Raw genomic sequence first — 18,853 nt, forward strand, 5'->3', positions numbered from 1 at the left:
GCGGGGCGTTCTCAGCCGGTACGCCCCACGATCAGCCACTGCGCGGGCAGCTCTATGCGGGTGCCGTCCGCCCGGAACTCCGTCTGGGCGAGGGTGGTACGGCCGTCCGCCAGGACGGTGAGCCCCGACGCGCGCAGAAGTTCCGGCACTTCGCTGTCCTCGGACTCCGCCGGTTTCAGCCCGTGTGCGAAGACCCGTGCGAGCTTCGGCGGCGGTCCGCCCGGCTCCCCCATGAGCTCCCGCAGTACGGTCTTCGCCTCGGCGGTCAGTTCCACCACGAAGGCACGCCCCCGCTGCCCCACCAGCTCCGCGACCGCCGCCGCGACCAGTGGCCGGTCCGGCGGCTCGCTCTGGTGGATGACGGCCCGCAGGTAGACGTTGCTGTCGCCGAGCCGCTTGTGCAACTCGCGGACGGCCGCCGGGTCGGCCGCGTCGAGCTGCCTGAACTCGACCGCGTTCGCGGTGTCCGCGCGTCGCGCGTGGGCCACCGCCGCGTGGGAGAGGTCGACGCCCACCGCCCGCGAGAAGTGGCGTGCCAGATAACGGGTCTGTGTCCCGTTCCCGCATCCGACGTCGACCACGGGTAATGCCACGTCGACGTGCGGGGCGAACAGCTCCAGGTGGGGTGCGGCCGTCAGAGACGGATCGCTGTCCCAGATCGCTTCACCGGGGGTGTCCGGGGTGTCCTCCCAGTAGCTTTCCCATGCGTGCACGTATCGGCCGGTAAGAGTCATCGGATGCCCCCGGTGGTGCGTACAGACGGACAGGCGGACAGACGGCGTGGACAGGCAAGCAGACCTCGCGCCCGTTCCTTACCCCGATACCGCCGTCCCCGACACCCCGCGCGGCGGTCATCCGCCGCGCGGGCCCGAGCGCGCTCCGGGTGGCAGTGGCTGCTCGAACCAGACCACTTTGCCGCGCCCCATGTGGCTCGCCCCCCACCGGCCGGCGAGCCGGCTCACCAGCCGCAGACCGCGCCCGCACTCCTCCTCCGGCCCCGCCTCCCGCAGCACGGGCAGCGTGTGCTCCTCGTCCGACACCTCGCACAGCAACGTGTCCGCGCGCACCAGACGCAGCCCCACCGGGCGGCCGCCCGCGTGCCGGACCGCGTTGGTGACGACCTCGCTCACCAGCAGCCGGGTGGTGTCGGCCAGCTCCGGGAGCCCCCAACGCGCCAGTTGACCGTCGACGAGCCGCCGGGCCCGCCGTACGTCGGCCGCCGTGGGGTCCAGCTGCCACGTCGTCATGTCCTCGGGCGGCATGCCGTTCAGCCGGGCCATCAGCAGCGCGATGTCGTCCTTGCGCCCGCCACTCTCCCCGGCCATCGACACGGCCAGCGCCCCGATGATGGTGTCGCACGCCTCGTCCATGGAGGCGGCCGGGTGCGCCGCCGATTCGCACAGCGCCGCCAGGCCGGTCCCGATGTCCTCACCGCGCACCTCGACCAGCCCGTCCGTGCACAGCACCAGCCGGTCGCCCGGCGACACGCTCACCCGGGCGGTGGCGAACGGCACACCCCCGAGGCCGATCAGCGCGCCGCCGGGCACGTCGATCAGCTCGCCGCGGCCGCTTTCGGCGCGTACGAGAACGGGAGGCAGATGCCCGGCGCTGGAGATCAGCAGCTCGCCCGCGACCGGGTCGTAGACGGCGTACAGGCAGGTGGCGAGATAGTGGTCGCCGAGCTGGTGAGCCAGATCGTCGAGCTTGCGCAGCAGCTGCGCCGGCGGGATGTCCAGTACGGCCATGGTGTGTACCGCTGTGCGCAGCTGGCCCATCATGGCCGCCGCGTTCAGCCCGTGCCCCATCACGTCCCCGACGACCAGGGCCGTACGGGAGCCGGGGAGCCGGATGGTGTCGAACCAGTCGCCGCCGACCCGGCCCAGCGCGGTGCCCGGCAGATAGCGGGTGGCGACGTCGCAGCCGGCCATGCGGGGTTCGACCTGCGGGAGCATGCTTTCCTGCAGCGTCTCGGCGACCTGCTGCTGGTACGCGTACATGCGCGCGTTGTCCAGGACGAGTCCGGCCCGGGCGGCGAGCTCGGCGCCGGTTCTGCGGTCCATGTCGGTGAACGGCTCACGGCCCGGGCGGCGCATCAGCACCATGAACCCGAGCACCACCCTGCGCGCCGTCAGCGGTACGACCAGCAGCGACCGGCCGCCGATCAGGGGGCGCAGGTCCCGCTTCTCGAACTGGGCGGAGATGCGTTCGCTCAAGTCGTTCCCGATGCGGGGCAGGAGCACCGGTTCACCCGTCACCATGCACTGGAAGAACGGGGTCTTCTCGGGAAAGGTCATCTCCTCCCCGACGGGGACGGTGTCGTCCCAGCGGCCCGGCTCGTCGTTGTGCTCCACCCATACCCGGCGCCAGTCGGTGTTCACGTCCGGCGGGCCGTCCGGGAACCCCTCACCGGCGAGGATCTGCACCCGCAGGTGGGTGCCCGCGAAGTCCGCGAAGCGGGGTACGGCGGCGCTGGTGACCTCGCGGATCGTCCGGGTCAGGTCGAGCGAGCTGCCGATGCGCCCGCTCACCTCGTTGAGGAACTCCAGCCGCTCCCGGACGGCGGCGTATTCAAGGTCGAGGTCCTTGTCCAGGTCCTTGTCCAGCTCCTTGTCCAGGTCCACATCAATGGGATGTCTTTCGAGGCCCGCCGGGCCGCCGCCGCGCACGGCGGCCGTCCGTGTCCGGCGCTCGCGGTGCTTCGGCACGCCCCAGTCGGGTGTGACCGGGACGCGTTCGTACGTGCTGATCTCCAGGACCGGGTAGCCCAGTTCGAGCACCTGCGAGACGATCCGGCCCGCCGTGGCCGGCCCCATGTGGGGAAGGATGTCGGGCAGCCGCTCAGCGAGCATGCCCGCCCCGGGAAACTCGGTGTGCAGCGCGAAACCGGGGGCGACCCGCTCGTGCGGGTCCCCGTCGTCGCCCAGCCGGGAGGCGTCGGCGGCCAGCACCAGCAGCCGCTCCGGCCCCGGTACGGCCAGCGGATACGCCCACCACAGCACGTCCAGCGAACCGGAATCGGCACCCGGATCCGAACCACCGCCCGGCCGGGGGCACTTGGCGCGCCCGGCCGTGAGGTGGTCGGCGAAGTCGTCGTACTCGTAGGGCGCGGTCAAAGCACCGGAAACCGGCAGCAGGTCCGCGGCGAGGGCGCCCACGGCGTCCTGCCTGCGGTGGCCGAAGAGCCGGTGCGCGCCGGAGCTCCAGTGCGAGACGAGGCCGTCGCCGCCCACCACGACAACGGCGAGCGGAATCCGGCCGGACACGGCGCGCTGCCGTGGAACCACACCTTCCATGGCTTGTGTTCCCTCCCAGCGGCAAGATCTCCGACGAAGACGTCATCACCGTACGGCCGGGTGGGGGCCGGCACGGGGTGTACGGAGGGAAATGCCTCCATCGGGTGCCGGAGTGGCGCGGACCCGCCCGAGAGCGGGCCGCCCGCTTATGATCATGCGGACCGTGAGCGACGACGACGGAGGGCCGAACGACCATGGCGGAACAGCGAGTTGTCATCGTGACCGGCGGGGGGACGGGCATCGGCGCGGCCACCGCCCGGCTGCTCCGTGAAGCCGGGCATCACGTGGTCGTCTCCGGACGCCGGCCGGAGCCGCTGCGGCTCGTCGCCGAGGAGACCGGAGCCCTGGCGCACCCGTCCGACACCGCCGACCCGGACGCCGTACGTGACCTCGTGGACGCGGCCATCACCGCCTACGGGCGGCTGGACGGGCTCGTACTCAACGCGGGGATCGGGCGCTCGGGAGGCGTGGGCGATCTGTCGGTCGCGGACTGGGAGGCCGTCATGCGTACCAATCTCAACGGTCCCTTCCTCCTCCTGCGCGCCGCGCTCCCGCACCTGCTTCAGGCACGCGGCGCGGTCGTCGCGGTCGCCTCGGTGGCCGCGCTGCGCAACGGCGTCGGCAACGCCGCGTACGCCACGTCCAAGGCGGCTCTGCTGCAGCTCTGCCGTTCGCTCGCCGTCGACTACGGGCGCCACGGCCTGCGCGCCAACACGGTGTGCCCCAGCTGGGTGCGTACCGAGATGGCGGACCGGCGGATGGCGCGGTTCGCGGAGGAAGCGGGGCTTGGGGAGGGCCAGGGGGAAGACGGCGGCGTCGAAGCGGCGTACGAGGAGGCGACCCGGTTGCTGCCCGGGCGGCGCCCCGGTGAACCACGTGAGGTCGCCGAGGCGATCGCCTGGCTGCTCTCGCCCGCCGCTTCGTACGTCAACGGCGCGACGCTCACCGTCGACGGCGGGGTGACGGCGCTGGACCCGGGGACGGCCGCGTTCGACTTCCGCATCGAGGCGCGCGAGCGCGGCTGAACAACGGCCGTCAGAGATCGAGAACCAGCAACGCCCGGCATGAACCTGCCCGGTCTGGAGGGGCAGCGAACTCCGGCGCTTCGCACCTCCTGACCAAGGACGCCCTTCACCATCCGCCCCAAAGGTGGAACGCGGCCTCAAGGTCGTCTCGATCCCGGCTCCGTGGTCCTATTTGCCTGTCCGGGGCGAGGTCACCTGTCCATCCGGGGCAAGGTCACCGCAAAAGATGCTCAGCGGCGCTCAGCCGACGCCCTGGGGGCGGAACTGCACGCTGATGCGCGGCCCGACGGCGCGCGTTGTCTTGGGAATCGAGTGTTCCCAGGTGCGTTGACAACTGCCGCCCATGACGATGAGGTCGCCGTGCCCAAGTGGCTTGTGCACGGTTGCCGAGTCGCGGTGGCGTGGCCTCAGTGCCAGTTGCCGGGGCGCCCCCAGCGAGACGATCGCGACCATGGTGTCCTCACTGCTGCCCCGGCCGGTCCTGTCGCCGTGCCAGGCGACACTGTCTCGCCCGTCGCGGTAGAGGCACAGCCCTGCCGTCGCGAACGGCTCGCCGAGTTCGGCGGCGTAGTGCGCGCTCAGTGCGGTACGGGCCTCTTCGAGGCTCGGGTGCGGCAGGGGGTCCTCCGCACCGAAGAACGACAGCAGCCGCGGCACCTCCACCACGCGCTCGTACATGACGCGCTCCTCCGCACGCCATTCGACCTCGCGCGCCAGTACGTCGAAGAGCGCGTCCGCTCCCGAGACCCACTGCGGGAGCACGTCGATCCAGGCGCCGTGGCCGAGTTCCGTACGGCGCAGCCCGTCCAGCGGACCGAGTGCGATCTCGTCCCCCTGGTCGAAGAGCGAGCCCTGGAGGTGTACGGCCATGGACTGATTCTACCGCGACTCAAACGTACGTACGAATTAAATGGGGGGCGCGAAGAAACGCGCCACGTCGTCGGCCGTCACCTCCGCGAGGGCGGCCGGGGACCAGCGCGGCGCCCGGTCCTTGTCGATCACCTGGGCCCTGATGCCCTCGACCAGGTCGGGCGAGGAGAGCGCCGCGCACGAAACGCGGTACTCCTGCTCCAGGACCTCTTCCAGCGTGCCGAGCTCCGCCGCCCGGCGCATCGCGGCCAGGGTCACCTTGAGCGCGAGGGGTGACTTGGCGAGGATCGTTTCAGCGGCATCCTTCGCCGCCGGTTCGCCGCAGTCGAAGAGCCGGTCGACGATTTCCTCGACCGTGCCGGCCGCGTAGCAGTGGTCGATCCACGCTCGGTGCGCGGCCAGTTCCCCCTCGGGTGCGGGGCGTGCGTACCGCGACAGCACGTGGTGCGCCTCGTCCGCCGCGAGATCCGCGAGGAGGGCGGGCAGCCGGTCCGCCGGTACGAAGTGATCCGCGAGCCCGCACAGCAACGCGTCCCCCGCGCCGACCGCCGCCCCGGTGAGCGCGAGGTGTGTGCCGAGCTCTCCCGGCGCCCGCGACAACAGCCAGGTGCCGCCGACGTCCGGCACGAAGCCGATGCCGGTCTCGGGCATGGCCACCCGGGAACGTTCGGTGACGACACGAACGCTGCCGTGGGCGGAGACCCCGACGCCGCCGCCCATCACGATGCCGTCCATGACGGCGACGTACGGCTTGGAGAAGCGGGCGATGTGGGCGTTGAGCCGGTACTCGTCGCGCCAGAACGCCGCCGAGGCGGTGCCGCCGCCGGTCCGGGCGTCCTCGTGGATCGACCGGATGTCCCCGCCCGCGCACAGGCCGCGCTCCCCCGCCCCCGTGATCACGACGGTCGCGACCGCCGGGTCGCACTCCCAGGCGGCGAGGGCTCCTGCGATCCGGTTCACCATCGGGTGGTTCAGGGCGTTGATGGCCCGGGGGCGATTGAGCGTGAGGTACGCGGCGCGCCCTTCGGTGCGCAGGAGTACGGGGGCGTCGTCGTCGGTCATCGGGCCAGAGTAAGAGCCCGCGTGAAGCTCCGCTGTTGGCCCGGTTAAGAAATCCTCGATGGACCGGGCGGCGCCGGGGCGACAGATTGGTACGCGTTCACCGTTCACCACTGATCGCCTCGCATCCCGCCTGGAGCCGCAGCAATGAAGGCACTTGTCAAGCAGTACGCCGAGCCCGGGCTGTGGCTGATGGATGTGCCGGAGCCGGAGACGGGCCCCGGTGATGTGCTGATCAAGGTGCTCCGCACCGGCATCTGCGGCACGGACCTGCACATCAGGTCCTGGGACGGCTGGGCCCAGCAGGCCGTCTCCACGCCGCTCGTCCTCGGCCACGAGTTCGTGGGCGAGGTCGCGGCGGTCGGCGCGGACGTCGCGGACATCGCGGTCGGCGACCTGGTCAGCGGCGAGGGCCATCTGGTCTGCGGGAAGTGCCGCAACTGCCTCGCGGGCCGCCGGCACCTGTGCCGCTCCACGATCGGGCTCGGCGTCGGGCGTAACGGCGCCTTCGCGGAGTACGTCGCGTTGCCGGCCTCGAACGTGTGGGTGCACCGCGCGAAGGTGGACCTGGACATCGCCGCGATCTTCGACCCGTTCGGCAACGCCGTGCACACCGCGCTCTCCTTCCCGCTGGTCGGCGAGGACGTACTGATCACGGGCGCGGGCCCGATCGGCATCATGGCGGCGGCCGTCGCCCGGCACGCCGGTGCGCGCAATGTCGTGATCACCGATGTGAGTGAGTCGCGTCTGGAGATCGCCCGGAAGGCCGGTGCGACGCTGGCGCTCAACGTCGCCCAGTCGGACATCGCGGACGCGCAGCGGCAGCTGGGCCTCAAGGAGGGCTTCGACATCGGTCTGGAGATGTCGGGCCGGCCGGAGGCGATGCGGGACATGGTCGCGAACATGACGCACGGCGGGCGGATCGCCATGCTCGGCCTGCCGGCCGAGGAGTTCGCGGTGGACTGGTCGAAGATCGTTACGTCGATGATCACTGTCAAGGGGATCTACGGCCGTGAGATGTACGAGACGTGGTACGCGATGACGGTGCTGCTGGAGGGCGGTCTTGACCTCAGCCCGGTCATCACGGGCCGCTACGCCCACCAGGACTTCGACGCGGCGTTCGACGAGGCGGCGACGGCGCGCAGCGGCAAGATCATCCTCGACTGGACGACGTAAACCCTGGCGGGGCCTTTCCCCACCCCGCCCCTTCCCGAACTGGGGCGCTGCCCCAGACCCCGGTCCTCAAGCGCCGGACGGGCTGAATTCTTCAGCTGCGCTGAAGCGTCAACGCCCGGCGCCCCGAAGGGCCGGCGCCCCTGGTTCGGGAGAGCCGCCGGGCAACTTCAGCCCCTCCGGCGTTTGAGGAGCGGGGTCCGGGGCGGAGCCCCGGCTCGGGAAGGGGCGGGTAGGGGAAAGCCCCGCGCAGCGGCACCCGCCCGCCCACCCACCACCGCCACCCACCACCGCAAGGAGAGCCCACCGCATGTACGCATCCGTCCGCGAAGACCTCCGCACCACCCTCGAAGAGATCCGCAGCGCCGGCCTCTACAAGCCCGAGCGAGTCATCGCCACCCCCCAGAGCGCCTCGGTCTCCGTACCCTCCGGCGAGGTCCTCAACTTCTGCGCCAACAACTACCTCGGCCTCGCCGACCACCCGGAGGTCGTCGCCGCCGCCAAGGACGCCCTCGACCGCTGGGGCTACGGCATGGCCTCCGTCCGCTTCATCTGCGGCACCCAGGAGATCCACAAGCAGCTGGAGCAGCGCCTCTCCGCCTTCCTCGGCCAGGAGGACACGATCCTCTACTCCTCATGCTTTGACGCGAACGGCGGCGTGTTCGAAACCCTCCTCGGCCCCGAGGACGCCGTCATCTCCGACGCCCTCAACCACGCCTCGATCATCGACGGCATCCGCCTCTCCAAGGCCCGCCGCCACCGCTACGCCAACCGTGACCTCGCCGACCTCGAGCAGCAGCTCAAGGACACACAGGACGCCCGCCGCCGCCTCATCGTCACCGACGGCGTCTTCTCGATGGACGGTTACGTCGCGCCCCTCGCCGAGATCTGCGACCTGGCCGACCGCTACGACGCCATGGTCATGGTCGACGACTCGCACGCCGTCGGCTTCGTTGGCCCGAGCGGCCGCGGCACCCCGGAACTCCACGGCGTGATGGACCGCGTCGACATCATCACCGGCACCCTCGGCAAGGCACTCGGCGGCGCGTCCGGCGGTTACGTCGCGGCGCGCGCCGAGATCGTCGAGCTGCTGCGCCAGCGTTCGCGCCCGTACCTCTTCTCCAACTCCCTCGCCCCGGTGATCGCCGCCGCGTCGATCAAGGTCCTCGACCTCCTGGAGTCCGCGGACGAGCTCCGCGAGCGCCTCACCGCCAACACCAAGCTCTTCCGTACGAAGATGACCGAGGCCGGCTTCGAGATCCTCCCCGGCGACCACGCCATCGCGCCCGTCATGATCGGTGACGCGGCGGAGGCCGGCCGCATGGCGGAGCTGCTCCTGGAACGCGGCGTGTACGTGATCGGCTTCTCGTACCCGGTCGTCCCGATGGGCGCGGCCCGCATCCGGGTCCAGCTCTCCGCCGCGCACTCGACCGCCGACGTCGAGCGAGCAGTGGCGGCGTTCATCGACGCTCGGGCGACAATGGCTGGGTGATCGACCCCAGACGACTGCGCATACTGCGGGCCGTGGCGGACCACCGGACGGTGACCGCCGCGGCGGCTGCGCTGTACCTCACGCCCTCCGCCGTGTCGCAGCAGCTCGCCGCACTGGAGCAGGAGACCGGCCACATCCTCCTCACCCGCAGCGGCCGGGGCGTACGCCTGACGGCAGCGGGTGACATCCTGCTCGCCCACGCCAACGCGGTGCTGGCGCAGCTGGAGCGGGCCGAGGCGGAGCTGGCGGCGTACGCGGGCGGGGCGGCCGGCGAGGTACGGGTGGTGGCTTTCGCGACGGGCATCGCGGAGGTACTGGCCCCGGCGATCAGCCGCCTGTCGGACCACCACCCGGACATCCGGGTCCGGGTACGGGACGCCGAGGGCGACGAGAGCCTGCCGCTGGTGCTGGACGGGGAGGCGGATGTCGCGCTGGCGGTGGAGTACCGGGGTGCGCCGCGCGAGGACGACCGGCGCCTCGCGCGCGTGCCTCTCTACGCCGAGCCGTTCGACGCCGTACTGCACGCCTCGCACCCGCTCGGCCAGGCGCCGCGGGTCGCGCTCGCGGACCTGTCCGACAGCGACTGGATCGGCCCGTACCCCGGCAACCCCTGCCACGACGTGATGCTGCTGGCCTGCGAACTGGCCGGCTTCCAGCCCCGGCTCGTGCACTCCTCGGACGACTTCCGCGCGGTGGTGGCGCTGGCCGGGGCGGGGGCGGGGGTGGCGCTGGTGCCGCGCTCGGCGCTGCGCGGGATGGAGCTCAAGGACACGGTGGTACGCCCGGTCACGGGCCCGGCGGCGACGCGCCGCGTGTTCGCCGCGGTGCGCCGGGGGGCGGAGCACCATCCCCTGATCAGACCGGTACTGGACGCACTGGCCGCATCAGCATCAGGCCTGACCACCGACTGACATACCCCAACCCGGGGCTCCGCCCCAGACCCCGGTCCTCAAGCGCCGGACGGGGCTGATTTTCCCCGCCCGCAGCGAGAAACCGCCCCCTGCCCGCGACGGCAGGCAAGGCGCGACCGCACCCGGGGCCGCCCCGGACATCGGTCCTCAAACGCCGGACGGGCTGTTTTCCCGCCTGCGGCGAGAAGCAAGTCGGCGGACCGGTGCCCTGCCCGCACCCGACAGCACCCACCCACCCGTTCCAGCCCGTCCGGCGTTTGAGGACACGCCCGGAGGGCGTCTCTGTGGTCTGGGGGCTGGGGCTTGCCCCCCCCCGCGCGGCAGCCGCAAAGTGTCACAGCGGGAAGGGGCGGGGTGGGGAAAAGCGCCGCAGGCGCGGCACGGCACGCTCCGGCTAGCCGGCAACCGCCGGCGGTTGCTCGACCAGCGGCGGCACCTCGCCCGCGACCGGCACCTGGGGCTCCGGCCGCCCCTGGACAGACGGCTGGGCCGCAGAGGGGGCCACAGAGGGGGCCGCAGTCGGCGCCGCAACCGGCGCCTCAGGCCCTGCCGAGGAGGGCCGATCCGCCCCCTCCCCCGCCGCCCGCTCACCCGGCGCCGGCCCCTGCTGCTGCGCCGCCCGCTCCAGGAACCGCAACAGCTCCACCGGAAACGGCAGCACCAGCGTCGAGTTCTTCTCCGCCGCGACCGCCACCACCGTCTGCAGCAGCCGCAGCTGAAGCGCCGCCGGCTGTTCGGACATGACCCCCGCCGCCTCCGCCAGCTTCTTCGACGCCTGAAGCTCCGCGTCCGCGTTGATGACCCGCGCCCGCCGCTCGCGGTCCGCCTCCGCCTGCCGGGCCATCGACCGCTTCATCGTCTCCGGCAGCGACACGTCCTTGATCTCGACCCGGTCGATCGACACACCCCACCCGACAGCGGGGCTGTCGAGCATCAGCTCGAGCCCCTGGTTGAGCTTCTCCCGGTTCGACAGCAGATCGTCCAGATCGCTCTTACCGATGATCGACCGCAGCGACGTCTGCGCCATCTGCGAGACCGCGAACCGATAGTCCTCCACCCTCACCACCGCGTCCGCGGCGTCCATCACCTTGAAATAGATCACCGCGTCCACCCGGACCGTGACGTTGTCCCGGGTGATGCCGTCCTGCGCCGGCACCGGCATCGTCACGATCTGCATGTTCACTTTGCGGAGCTTGTCCACGACGGGAACGATCATGGTGAAGCCGGGCCCCCGGATGTCCTTCCGCAGCCGCCCGAGGCGGAAGACCACGCCCCGTTCGTACTGCCGCACCACCCTGGCGGCTGCCGCCACGTACACCACGGCGGCCGCCCCGGTGGCCGCTCCGGCTGCCAAAAGCTCGTCGAGCATGACGACCCCCATGGGTCCGAGCCGCATCTTATTTTTCACGATACGCCCGGCTTCAATCCCGGTCGAGAGCCGACAAACAGCCTCTCAATTGAATATGGGATCCATTTGCATGTAGCGTTCGGTGCCCGTGACCGCGCGTCCATTCACCACAGGAGGACCCCATGGCCGTACCGAAGCGCAAGATGTCCCGCAGCAACACCCGTCACCGCCGCGCCCAGTGGAAGGCCACCACGCCGCAGCTCGTCCCCGTCACCGTCGACGGCTCGGTGTACCGCGTGCCGCAGCGGCTCGCCAAGGCCTACGAGCGCGGGCTCCTGCGCCCCGAGGGCTGAGCGGCATGACCGGCGCGACCCTCCCCAGCCTCCCCGGCCTCCCCAACCTCCACCGGCTGCCCGTGACCGTGCTCTCCGGCTTCCTCGGGGCCGGAAAGACGACCCTGCTCAATCACATCCTGGGCAACCGGGACGGACTGCGGGTCGCCGTGATCGTCAACGACATGAGCGAGGTCAACATCGACGCCGCGCTCGTACGGGGCGGCACAGCGGCGCTCTCGCGCACCGAGGAGCGACTGGTCGAGATGACCAACGGGTGCATCTGCTGCACCCTGCGCGACGACCTGCTCGAAGAGGTCGACCGGCTGGCCGGGGAGGGTCGTTTCGACTATCTCCTCATCGAGTCGAGCGGCATCTCCGAACCCATGCCGGTCGCGGCCACCTTCGCGTTCCCCCGCGACGACGGCGCCACGCTCGGCGACCTGGCCCGCCTCGACACCATGGTCACCGTCGTGGACGCCGCGGGCTTCCTGCCCGAGCTCACCGGCGGCGACGGGCTCGCCGAGCGCGGCCTCGACCAGTACGAGGACGACGACCGCACCGTCAGTGACCTGCTGATGGACCAGATCGAGTTCGCCGACGTCATCGTTCTCAACAAGCTCGACCTCGTCGATCCGGAGACGGCCCACCGGCTGCGCGCGGCCCTCTCCCGCCTCAACCCGGCCGCCAGGATCGTGACCGCCACCCATGGCCGCGTCTCCCCCACCGACGTACTGGGCACGGGGCTCTTCGACCTGGAACGCGCCCAGGAGGCACCGGGCTGGGTGCGGGAGCTGAACGGCGACCATGTGCCGGAGACCGAGGAGTACGGCATCTCCAGCACGGTGTTCCGCGCGGACCGCCCCTTCCACCCCGGGCGCCTGTGGGACTTCGTCACCCGCGAGCTCGACAGTGGAGCGTACGGCCAGATCCTGCGCTCCAAGGGCTTCTTCTGGCTGTCCACCCGCCCCCGCGTCACGGGCCTGTGGTCGCAGGCCGGCGCCGTGGCCCGCTTCGAGCCCTCCGGGGCACGCGACGCGGACACCGAGCAGGGGCAGGAACTCGTCTTCATCGGCACGGGGTTGCGGGCCGAGGCCCTGCAAGCCGCGCTCACGGCGTGCCTCGCCACATCAGGGGACGACGCACTGGCGGACGCGGACGACCCGTTCCCCGCCTGGGAGACGTACGGCATCGACGACGCGTGCGAACACGAGGCAGCCGACCCCGCTCCCCTTCCAGCCGCTACAGCGGTTACAGCGGCGCTGCCGGGAGCGTGACCTCGAAGCGGCAGCCGCCCTTCACATTGCGTACGTCGGCCCGCCCCGCGTGGGCCTCGACGATGCCGCGGACGATGGCGAGCCCGAGGCCCGCGCCCCCCGGGGGCGTACGGGCCTCGGAGCCGCGCCATCCGGTGTCGAAGACGCGCGGCAGGTCCTCGGCCGGGATGCCGCCGCAGCCGTCGGTGACGGAGAGCACCACGCGGTCCTCGCGCAGCTCGGCGCCGACGGCGACCGTGCCGTCGGCAGGGGTACGGCGGATGGCGTTGACCAGGAGGTTGGCGAGGACGCGGGTCATTTCGCGTGCGTCCACTTCCAGCGGGAGAGCCTCGGTCGTGTCGCCGACGAGACGTACGCCCTGTTCGCGGGCGAGCGGGTCGGCGCCCGCGAGCGCCTCCCCGATCAGGTCGTGGGCGGAGATGCGTACCGGCGTCAGGGCGAGCGCGCCCGCGTGGATGCGGGACAGCTCGAAGAGGTCGCCGACCATGGAGTTGAGCCGGTCGACCTCGGTGCGCATCTGCCGGTGGTAACGCGCCGGGTCGGCCACGACGCCGTCCTCCAGCGCCTCCGACATGGCGCGCAGCCCGGCGAGCGGCGTACGCAGGTCGTGGGAGATCCAGGCGACGAGCTCGCGGCGTGAGGTCTCCAGGGCGCGCTCGCGCTCACGGGAGGCGGCCAGTTTCGCGCTGGTGGCGGCCAGCTCGCGGCCCAGCGCGTCGAGTTCGGCGGTGGAGGATCCGGTGGGGGCGGCGAAGGAACCGCCGTCGCCGAAGGTACGGGCCGCGAGGGTCAGCGCGTTGCTGCGGGCGACGACCCAGCGGCCCAGGATCAGCGCGGTCGCCAGCGAGACCACGGCGGCCATCGCGACGACCATGGTCACCACGGTGAGGTCGTGCGGGGACAGGAACATCGCCTGTGCCACGGCCAGCGTGCCCGCGAGCATCGCGGTGACCGTGACGGCGGCGACGACCGTCAGCGACACGGCGACCGAGCGGCTGCGCAGGAGGCGCAGGACCACGGCGCCGAGCAGGCCGGCGGCGGCCGCGCCGAGGAAGGCGATGAGGGCGATGAGCGGCAGGTCACGCATGGGTGGCCCCCTGCCCTTCTTCGGCCGGGCGGTCGTCGAAGCGGTAACCGACGCCCCAGACCGTCTGGATGAGGCGGGGCCTGGCCGGGTCGTCCTCGATCTTGCCGCGCAGCCGCCGCACATGGACGGTGACGGTCGACAGGTCCCCGAACTCCCAGCCCCAGACGTCATGCATCAGCTGCTCACGGCCGATGGCCTCGCCCCGGTGGCTGATGAGGTGCGCGAGGAGGTCGAACTCCCGCAGGGTGAGGGCCAGTTCCCGGCCGCCCTTGGTGGCGCGGCGGCCCGCCGGGTCGAGCACGATGCCGGCGGCCCGCACCTGCGGTCCCGGGTGCTGCGCGGCGGCGCGGCGCAGCACGGACTCGACGCGCAGCACCAGCTCGCGCGGGCTGAACGGCTTGGTGACGTAGTCGTCGGCCCCGACCTCCAGGCCCAGGATCCGGTCGTCCTCGTCGCCGCGCGCGGTCAGCATGATGACCGGGACGGGGCCGTCCGCGCGGAGTTCGCGGCAGACCTCCAGGCCGTCCATGCCGGGCAGCATGAGGTCCAGGACCACGAGATCGGGCCGGCGGTCCTTCGCCTGCCGCAGGGCGGCGGGGCCGTCGGCGGCCTGGGTCACGGTGAAGCCCGCGCGTTCCAGGTAGCCGGTGACGACCTCGGCGACGGTCGGATCGTCGTCGACGACCAGGATGTTCTGCATGGGTCCAGTCTCGTCGACGTACGGGCGACGGAGGGGGTCCGGCCCCCTTACGAAGCGATGACGTCCGCCGGTGTCCGGTGTCCGATTCCTTCAAGAACGCAGGCGGGCGCCCCGCCTACGTTGAACTCATGACTCCACGACTTGACGCCATCGCAATCGTGGCCGCCGACATGGCCGCCTCGCTCGCCTTCTACCGACTCCTCGGCCTGGACATCCCCGCCGAGGCCGACACCGCCCCGCACGCCGAGGCGACGCTGCCCAGTGGGCTGCGCGTCCTGTGGGACACCGAGGAGACCGTCCGCTCCTTCGATCCGGACTGGACCAGGCCGGAGGGCGGCGGCGACCGGGTCGGGCTCGCCTTCCGCTGTGACGGCCCGGCCGAGGTCGACGCGGTCTACGACGCTCTGATCGCCGCCGGACACCGCGGGCACCTCAAGCCCTGGGACGCGTTCTGGGGCCAGCGTTACGCGGTGGTGCTGGATCCCGACGGCTGCGGAGTCTCCCTGTTCGCCGACGCCGCGTAGGCGCCCAGCGTCGTGCCGGCCAGGGCGCGCATCTCGCGGGAGAGGTGCGCCTGGTCCGCGCAGCCGGCCGCGAGGGCGGCATCGGCGTACGGCAGACCTTGTCGTACGAGAGCCAGCGCGCGCTGGAGCCGCAGGATCCTGGCCAGCGTCTTGGGGCCGTACCCGAAGGCGGCCAGTGAGCGGCGGTGCAGTTGCCGGGCGCCGAGGCCGGCGGCGTCGGCGGTCTCCGCGACGGTGCGGCCCGCGCTGAGGTGGCGGGCGACGGCGCGCAGCACGGGGTCGGGCGGGGGTGCGTCCGCCGCGTGCCGCAGGGCCAGGGCCTCCAGGGCGGTGGCCGGGTCCGCCGCCCCGCCGACCCGGCCGGTCAGGACGCGCACCTTGGCGGCGGGCCACAGGTCGGCCAGCTCCACGCGCTGGTCGCGCAGCTCGTACGCGGGTACGCCGAGGAGGGCCGGCCCCGCTCCGGGCGCGAAGCGCACGCCGTCATAACGGGCGGTCGCGCCGGCGGGGGTGTCGCCGGGTGGGTGGGCGTGGGTGTCGGGGCCCGCGACGTACAGCTTGCCGTTGGTCCACAGCAGGTCCATGCAGCCGTCCGGGAGGACGGGGTGGGTGGGGGCGGCGGGGGCCGTGGTGGGAACGGTGCGGGTCCAGACGACGGCGCCGTCGAGCCGGGATGGGCGTTCCGCGTACATGGTGTCCAGGGTAGGGACGTCTTGTTCCGCTCCCCGGGCCACCGCCTACGGGCGCGATTCGCGGGTTTCGCGGGGCGTTCCCTTCGCGTCCTTCTCGCGGCCCGTGTGCAGGCGGGACTTCACGTCGTCCGGCGGCAGGAACCGCGACCACCGCTCCGGGAACTCGGAGGGCATGTCCGGGTCGTCCAGCTCGGGGTCGCCCGCCGCCGCCCGCGCCGCTTCCGCCCGCGCGATGACCGCCGCCGCCTGGGCCGTGCGTACGCGGTCGTTCGCCTCGCGGGCCGCGGCCGTGGCGACCGAGGGCCAGACCCGGTCGATCGCGGCGTTGACCGCCGCGCCGACCAGCACCGCGAACGCGCAGATGCAGATCCAGAGGAGGACGGCGATGGGCGCCGCGAGGGAGCCGTAGATGGTCGGGCCCTCGACGGTGCTGGTGAGGTAGATCCGGAGCAGGAAGCTGCCGAGCACACACATCGCGAGGGCCATCAGCGCGCCGGGCACGTCCTCGACCCACGGCGAACGGACCGGCACGGATACGTGGTAGAGCGTCGTGAGGAAGACGATGGACAGCACGATGACGACCGGCCAGTACAGGACGCTGACGACTTCCGTGCCGAAGGGGACCAGGTCCACCACCCGGTCGGGGCCGACCACCATCAGCGGCATCACCACCGCGCCGATCACCAGCGCGACGACGTACAGCAGGAAGGCCAGCAGGCGGGTCTTCACGATGCCGCGGTGGCCGTCCAGTCCGTACATGACCGTGATCGTGTCGATGAAGACGTTGACCGCGCGCGATCCCGACCAGAGCGCGATGGCGAAGCCGATGGAGATGATGTCGGGGCGGGCGCCCTGGGTGACGTCGGCGATGAGCGGTTTCGCGAAGTCGTTGACGCCGCGGTCGGACAGGACCGTTTGGGCGGCGGTCAGGATGTTGCGCTCGATGGACGCGACCGTGTCGGTGTCGGTCCAGGCGTCGACGTAACCGAGCAGGCCGATCATGCCGAGCAGGAGGGGCGGCAGGGACAGCAGGGTGAAGAACGCCGCCTCGGCCGCGAGACCCAGAATGCGGTACTCGATGCACGAATTGACGGTGTCCTTCAGCAGCAACCAGACCAACTTGCGCTTCGAGACATTGCGGTAGAGGACTCTTGCCCGGTGAAGCCGGCCTTGGGGCCGTTCGGGTGTTTCATTTGCTGCCTGCACCTCCTTACCGTAGCGGCATGGCAGCCACCACTCACACAGTGACCAACCAGGCTCCGCCCCTGGTCGAGTACGACGTCTTCACCGCCGACCGGGCCCTGTCGGAGGCAGTGGAGCGGCACATCGCGCCCGAACTCGCCGAGGAGGTACGGGAGGATCTGGCGGGCCTCGGCCGCACCGCCGGATCCTTCCAGGCTCAGGAATGGGGGGTGCAGGCCAATGAAAATCCGCCGAAATTGCGGACGCACGACCGCTACGGCCATCGAATCGACGAGGTCGAGTTCCATCCGGCCTGGCACCGGCTGCTGGGCAAGGCCGTCGCTGCGGGTCTCACGGACGCCTGGGGGCGGCCCGGCGGGCATGTGCGGCGAGCAGCCGGGTTCCTGGTGTGGACGCAGGCCGAGGCGGGGCACGGCTGCCCGCTGTCCATGACGCACGCGGCGGTGCCGGCGCTGCGCACCGACCCGGCGCTGGCCGCCGAGTGGGAGCCGCGGCTCACCTCGCACGTCTACGAGGAGGGGCTGCGGTCGCCCTCGCTCAAGGCCGGGGCGCTCTTCGGGATGGGCATGACGGAGAAGCAGGGCGGCAGCGACGTCCGGGCGAACACGACGCACGCCGAGCCGCTGGCCGGGGAGGGCGAGTACCTGCTCACCGGGCACAAGTGGTTCTGCTCGGCGCCGATGAGCGACGGCTTCCTGGTGCTGGCGCAGGCCCCGGGCGGGCTGAGCTGCTTCCTGGTGCCGCGCGTCCTGGCCGACGGGACGCGCAACGTGTTCCGGATCCAGCGTCTGAAGGACAAGCTCGGCAACAGGTCCAACGCGTCGAGCGAGGTCGAGTTCGACGGGACGTGGGCGCGGCTGGTCGGTGAGGAGGGGCGCGGCGTGCGCACCATCATCGAGATGGTGGCCGCGACCCGGCTCGACTGCGTCGTCGGCTCGGCGGCGCTGATGCGCCAGGCCGTGGCCCAGGCCACGCACCACGCGGCGTACCGCAGCGCCTTCGGTTCCAAGCTGATCGACAAGCCACTGATGCGCAACGTGCTGGCCGACCTGGCGCTGGAGTCGGAGGCGGCGACGACGCTCGCGGTGCGGCTGGCCGCGGCGTACGACAGCGACAGCGAGCAGGACCGCGCTTTCCTGCGGCTCGCGGTCCCGGCGGCCAAATACTGGGTGACGAAGCGGTGCACGCCGGTCGCGGCGGAGGCCCTGGAGTGCCTGGGCGGCAATGGGTACGTCGAGGAGTCGGGCATGCCGCGGCTGCTGCGCGAGGCGCCGCTGAACTCGATCTGGGAGGGGTCGGGGAACGTACAGGCGCTGGATGTTCTACGGGCTCTCCAGCGCGAACCGCAGGCGCTCAACGCCTTCCTCACCGAGATCGGCCAGGCGCGCGGCGCCGACCACCGCCTCGACGGGGCGATCAAGGACCTGCTGACCGAACTGGCCGACCTGGAAGGACTGGAAGGGCGGGCCCGCCGCGTCGTCGAGCGGATGGCGCTCGTGCTGCAGGGTTCGCTGCTGGTGCGGTGGGCGCCGCCGGAGGTCGCGGACGCGTTCTGCGCTTCGCGGCTCGGCGGGGACTGGGGCTCGGCGTTCGGCACGCTGCCGCACAGTCTCGACCTCGGGTCGGTGGTGGAGCGGGCACGGGCGGTGGTCTGACGGGCGGTGGTCCGACCGCGAGCGTCGGCCGTGCTCCTGCCCGACGGGCCGCCGGGGGAAACGACCCGTCGGGAGAAGGGAGCCGCCGGGGTGGTGCTGCGCCGACACGGCACCACCCCGGCTGAACGTCTCCACTTTCGTACAAGCGGGAGCCGGCGCACGAGAGTTGCAGACCGTTGCAATGTTTGTCCCGGAGTGGCGGACTCGCGCGC

Annotated in this window: 17 protein-coding genes; 8 read left to right on the forward strand and 9 right to left on the reverse strand. The window is 71.8% G+C overall.

Annotated elements, in window-relative coordinates:
- Window positions 1–11: 11 nt before the first annotated feature.
- Together ABZX79_RS00785 and ABZX79_RS00790 are read right to left on the reverse strand one after the other, a co-directional pair.
- On the reverse strand, window positions 12–734 hold the full coding sequence (locus ABZX79_RS00785; protein ID WP_355249674.1) for a methyltransferase domain-containing protein: 723 nt from the start codon (window positions 732–734) through the stop codon (window positions 12–14).
- A 117-nt stretch (window positions 735–851) separates the two neighbouring features.
- Complete coding sequence (locus ABZX79_RS00790) at window positions 852–3,293, reverse strand: SpoIIE family protein phosphatase (RefSeq protein WP_355249675.1); 2,442 nt, start codon at window positions 3,291–3,293, stop codon at window positions 852–854.
- A gap of 194 nt (window positions 3,294–3,487) precedes the next feature.
- On the opposite strand from ABZX79_RS00790, the gene ABZX79_RS00795 reads away from it, so the two are divergent.
- The gene (locus ABZX79_RS00795; RefSeq protein WP_355249676.1) at window positions 3,488–4,318 is read left to right on the forward strand and encodes an SDR family oxidoreductase; all 831 of its coding nucleotides are present in this window, start codon (window positions 3,488–3,490) and stop codon (window positions 4,316–4,318) included.
- Between the two features lie 240 nt (window positions 4,319–4,558).
- On the opposite strand, the gene ABZX79_RS00800 is transcribed toward ABZX79_RS00795, so the two are convergent.
- Both ABZX79_RS00800 and ABZX79_RS00805 read right to left on the reverse strand, forming a co-directional pair.
- Window positions 4,559–5,188 (reverse strand): alpha-ketoglutarate-dependent dioxygenase AlkB, encoded by a 630-nt coding sequence (locus tag ABZX79_RS00800; protein ID WP_355249677.1) that lies wholly within the window; start codon window positions 5,186–5,188, stop codon window positions 4,559–4,561.
- Window positions 5,189–5,224: 36 nt separating this feature from the next.
- Complete coding sequence (locus ABZX79_RS00805) at window positions 5,225–6,250, reverse strand: enoyl-CoA hydratase/isomerase family protein (protein ID WP_355249678.1); 1,026 nt, start codon at window positions 6,248–6,250, stop codon at window positions 5,225–5,227.
- 144 nt (window positions 6,251–6,394) lie between these two features.
- Here ABZX79_RS00805 and tdh point away from each other — a divergent pair, with 144 nt between their 5' ends.
- From tdh to ABZX79_RS00820, 3 genes are all read left to right on the forward strand, one after another.
- Window positions 6,395–7,423, forward strand: a complete 1,029-nt coding sequence (gene tdh, locus ABZX79_RS00810; RefSeq protein ID WP_355249679.1) for an L-threonine 3-dehydrogenase — start codon at window positions 6,395–6,397, stop codon at window positions 7,421–7,423.
- A 307-nt stretch (window positions 7,424–7,730) separates the two neighbouring features.
- Window positions 7,731–8,912 carry a glycine C-acetyltransferase gene (locus tag ABZX79_RS00815; protein WP_355249680.1) on the forward strand — a complete coding sequence of 394 codons (1,182 nt, stop codon included), beginning with the start codon at window positions 7,731–7,733 and terminating at the stop codon, window positions 8,910–8,912.
- Entirely contained in the window at window positions 8,909–9,823 is a 915-nt protein-coding gene (locus tag ABZX79_RS00820) for a LysR family transcriptional regulator (protein WP_355249681.1), read from the forward strand. The genes ABZX79_RS00815 and ABZX79_RS00820 overlap by 4 nt, the downstream gene beginning before the upstream one ends.
- Before the next feature lie 394 nt (window positions 9,824–10,217).
- Here ABZX79_RS00820 and ABZX79_RS00825 read toward each other — a convergent pair whose 3' ends face one another.
- On the reverse strand, window positions 10,218–11,192 hold the full coding sequence (locus ABZX79_RS00825) for a slipin family protein (protein ID WP_355250047.1): 975 nt from the start codon (window positions 11,190–11,192) through the stop codon (window positions 10,218–10,220).
- Between the two features lie 161 nt (window positions 11,193–11,353).
- Between ABZX79_RS00825 and rpmF the strand changes: the two genes are divergently transcribed.
- Both rpmF and ABZX79_RS00835 read left to right on the forward strand, forming a co-directional pair.
- Complete coding sequence (gene rpmF, locus ABZX79_RS00830) at window positions 11,354–11,524, forward strand: 50S ribosomal protein L32 (protein ID WP_028814853.1); 171 nt, start codon at window positions 11,354–11,356, stop codon at window positions 11,522–11,524.
- Window positions 11,525–11,529: 5 nt separating this feature from the next.
- Window positions 11,530–12,780, forward strand: a complete 1,251-nt coding sequence (locus tag ABZX79_RS00835) for a GTP-binding protein (RefSeq protein WP_355249682.1) — start codon at window positions 11,530–11,532, stop codon at window positions 12,778–12,780.
- Here ABZX79_RS00835 and ABZX79_RS00840 read toward each other — a convergent pair.
- Both ABZX79_RS00840 and ABZX79_RS00845 read right to left on the reverse strand, forming a co-directional pair.
- Window positions 12,755–13,867: a HAMP domain-containing sensor histidine kinase gene (locus tag ABZX79_RS00840; protein ID WP_355249683.1), complete on the reverse strand. Its 1,113-nt coding sequence runs from the start codon at window positions 13,865–13,867 to the stop codon at window positions 12,755–12,757. The genes ABZX79_RS00835 and ABZX79_RS00840 overlap by 26 nt on opposite strands.
- Window positions 13,860–14,567: a response regulator transcription factor gene (locus ABZX79_RS00845; RefSeq protein ID WP_355249684.1), complete on the reverse strand. Its 708-nt coding sequence runs from the start codon at window positions 14,565–14,567 to the stop codon at window positions 13,860–13,862. The genes ABZX79_RS00840 and ABZX79_RS00845 overlap by 8 nt, the downstream gene beginning before the upstream one ends.
- Before the next feature lie 128 nt (window positions 14,568–14,695).
- Between ABZX79_RS00845 and ABZX79_RS00850 the strand changes: the two genes are divergently transcribed.
- Window positions 14,696–15,091, forward strand: a complete 396-nt coding sequence (locus ABZX79_RS00850) for a VOC family protein (RefSeq protein ID WP_355249685.1) — start codon at window positions 14,696–14,698, stop codon at window positions 15,089–15,091.
- Here the strand turns inward: ABZX79_RS00850 and ABZX79_RS00855 are convergent.
- Both ABZX79_RS00855 and ABZX79_RS00860 read right to left on the reverse strand, forming a co-directional pair.
- The gene (locus tag ABZX79_RS00855) at window positions 15,031–15,783 is read right to left on the reverse strand and encodes an AraC family transcriptional regulator (protein ID WP_355249686.1); all 753 of its coding nucleotides are present in this window, start codon (window positions 15,781–15,783) and stop codon (window positions 15,031–15,033) included. The two genes, ABZX79_RS00850 and ABZX79_RS00855, sit on opposite strands and share 61 nt — an antisense overlap.
- 45 nt (window positions 15,784–15,828) lie before the next feature.
- Window positions 15,829–16,989 (reverse strand): YihY/virulence factor BrkB family protein, encoded by a 1,161-nt coding sequence (locus tag ABZX79_RS00860; protein ID WP_355249687.1) that lies wholly within the window; start codon window positions 16,987–16,989, stop codon window positions 15,829–15,831.
- A gap of 17 nt (window positions 16,990–17,006) precedes the next feature.
- Here ABZX79_RS00860 and ABZX79_RS00865 point away from each other — a divergent pair, with 17 nt between their 5' ends.
- The gene (locus ABZX79_RS00865) at window positions 17,007–18,641 is read left to right on the forward strand and encodes an acyl-CoA dehydrogenase family protein (protein ID WP_355249688.1); all 1,635 of its coding nucleotides are present in this window, start codon (window positions 17,007–17,009) and stop codon (window positions 18,639–18,641) included.
- Window positions 18,642–18,853 lie beyond the last annotated feature (212 nt).

It is taken from the genome of Streptomyces sp. NPDC002994 (assembly GCF_040611155.1).
Lineage (GTDB): Bacteria > Actinomycetota > Actinomycetes > Streptomycetales > Streptomycetaceae > Streptomyces.

Bases quoted from the DNA above. Each gene is read 5' to 3' on its own strand.
- ABZX79_RS00845 (WP_355249684.1), bottom strand. From the start codon at position 14,567: ATGCAGAACATCCTGGTCGTCGACGACGATCCGACCGTCGCCGAGGTC.
- ABZX79_RS00850 (WP_355249685.1), top strand. From the start codon at position 14,696: ATGACTCCACGACTTGACGCCATCGCAATCGTGGCCGCCGACATGGCC.
- tdh (WP_355249679.1), top strand. From the start codon at position 6,395: ATGAAGGCACTTGTCAAGCAGTACGCCGAGCCCGGGCTGTGGCTGATG.
- ABZX79_RS00855 (WP_355249686.1), bottom strand. From the start codon at position 15,783: ATGTACGCGGAACGCCCATCCCGGCTCGACGGCGCCGTCGTCTGGACC.
- ABZX79_RS00795 (WP_355249676.1), top strand. From the start codon at position 3,488: ATGGCGGAACAGCGAGTTGTCATCGTGACCGGCGGGGGGACGGGCATC.
- ABZX79_RS00800 (WP_355249677.1), bottom strand. From the start codon at position 5,188: ATGGCCGTACACCTCCAGGGCTCGCTCTTCGACCAGGGGGACGAGATC.
- ABZX79_RS00840 (WP_355249683.1), bottom strand. From the start codon at position 13,867: ATGCGTGACCTGCCGCTCATCGCCCTCATCGCCTTCCTCGGCGCGGCC.
- ABZX79_RS00785 (WP_355249674.1), bottom strand. From the start codon at position 734: ATGACTCTTACCGGCCGATACGTGCACGCATGGGAAAGCTACTGGGAG.
- rpmF (WP_028814853.1), top strand. From the start codon at position 11,354: ATGGCCGTACCGAAGCGCAAGATGTCCCGCAGCAACACCCGTCACCGC.
- ABZX79_RS00805 (WP_355249678.1), bottom strand. From the start codon at position 6,250: ATGACCGACGACGACGCCCCCGTACTCCTGCGCACCGAAGGGCGCGCC.
- ABZX79_RS00815 (WP_355249680.1), top strand. From the start codon at position 7,731: ATGTACGCATCCGTCCGCGAAGACCTCCGCACCACCCTCGAAGAGATC.
- ABZX79_RS00825 (WP_355250047.1), bottom strand. From the start codon at position 11,192: ATGCTCGACGAGCTTTTGGCAGCCGGAGCGGCCACCGGGGCGGCCGCC.
- ABZX79_RS00865 (WP_355249688.1), top strand. From the start codon at position 17,007: ATGGCAGCCACCACTCACACAGTGACCAACCAGGCTCCGCCCCTGGTC.
- ABZX79_RS00835 (WP_355249682.1), top strand. From the start codon at position 11,530: ATGACCGGCGCGACCCTCCCCAGCCTCCCCGGCCTCCCCAACCTCCAC.
- ABZX79_RS00790 (WP_355249675.1), bottom strand. From the start codon at position 3,293: ATGGAAGGTGTGGTTCCACGGCAGCGCGCCGTGTCCGGCCGGATTCCG.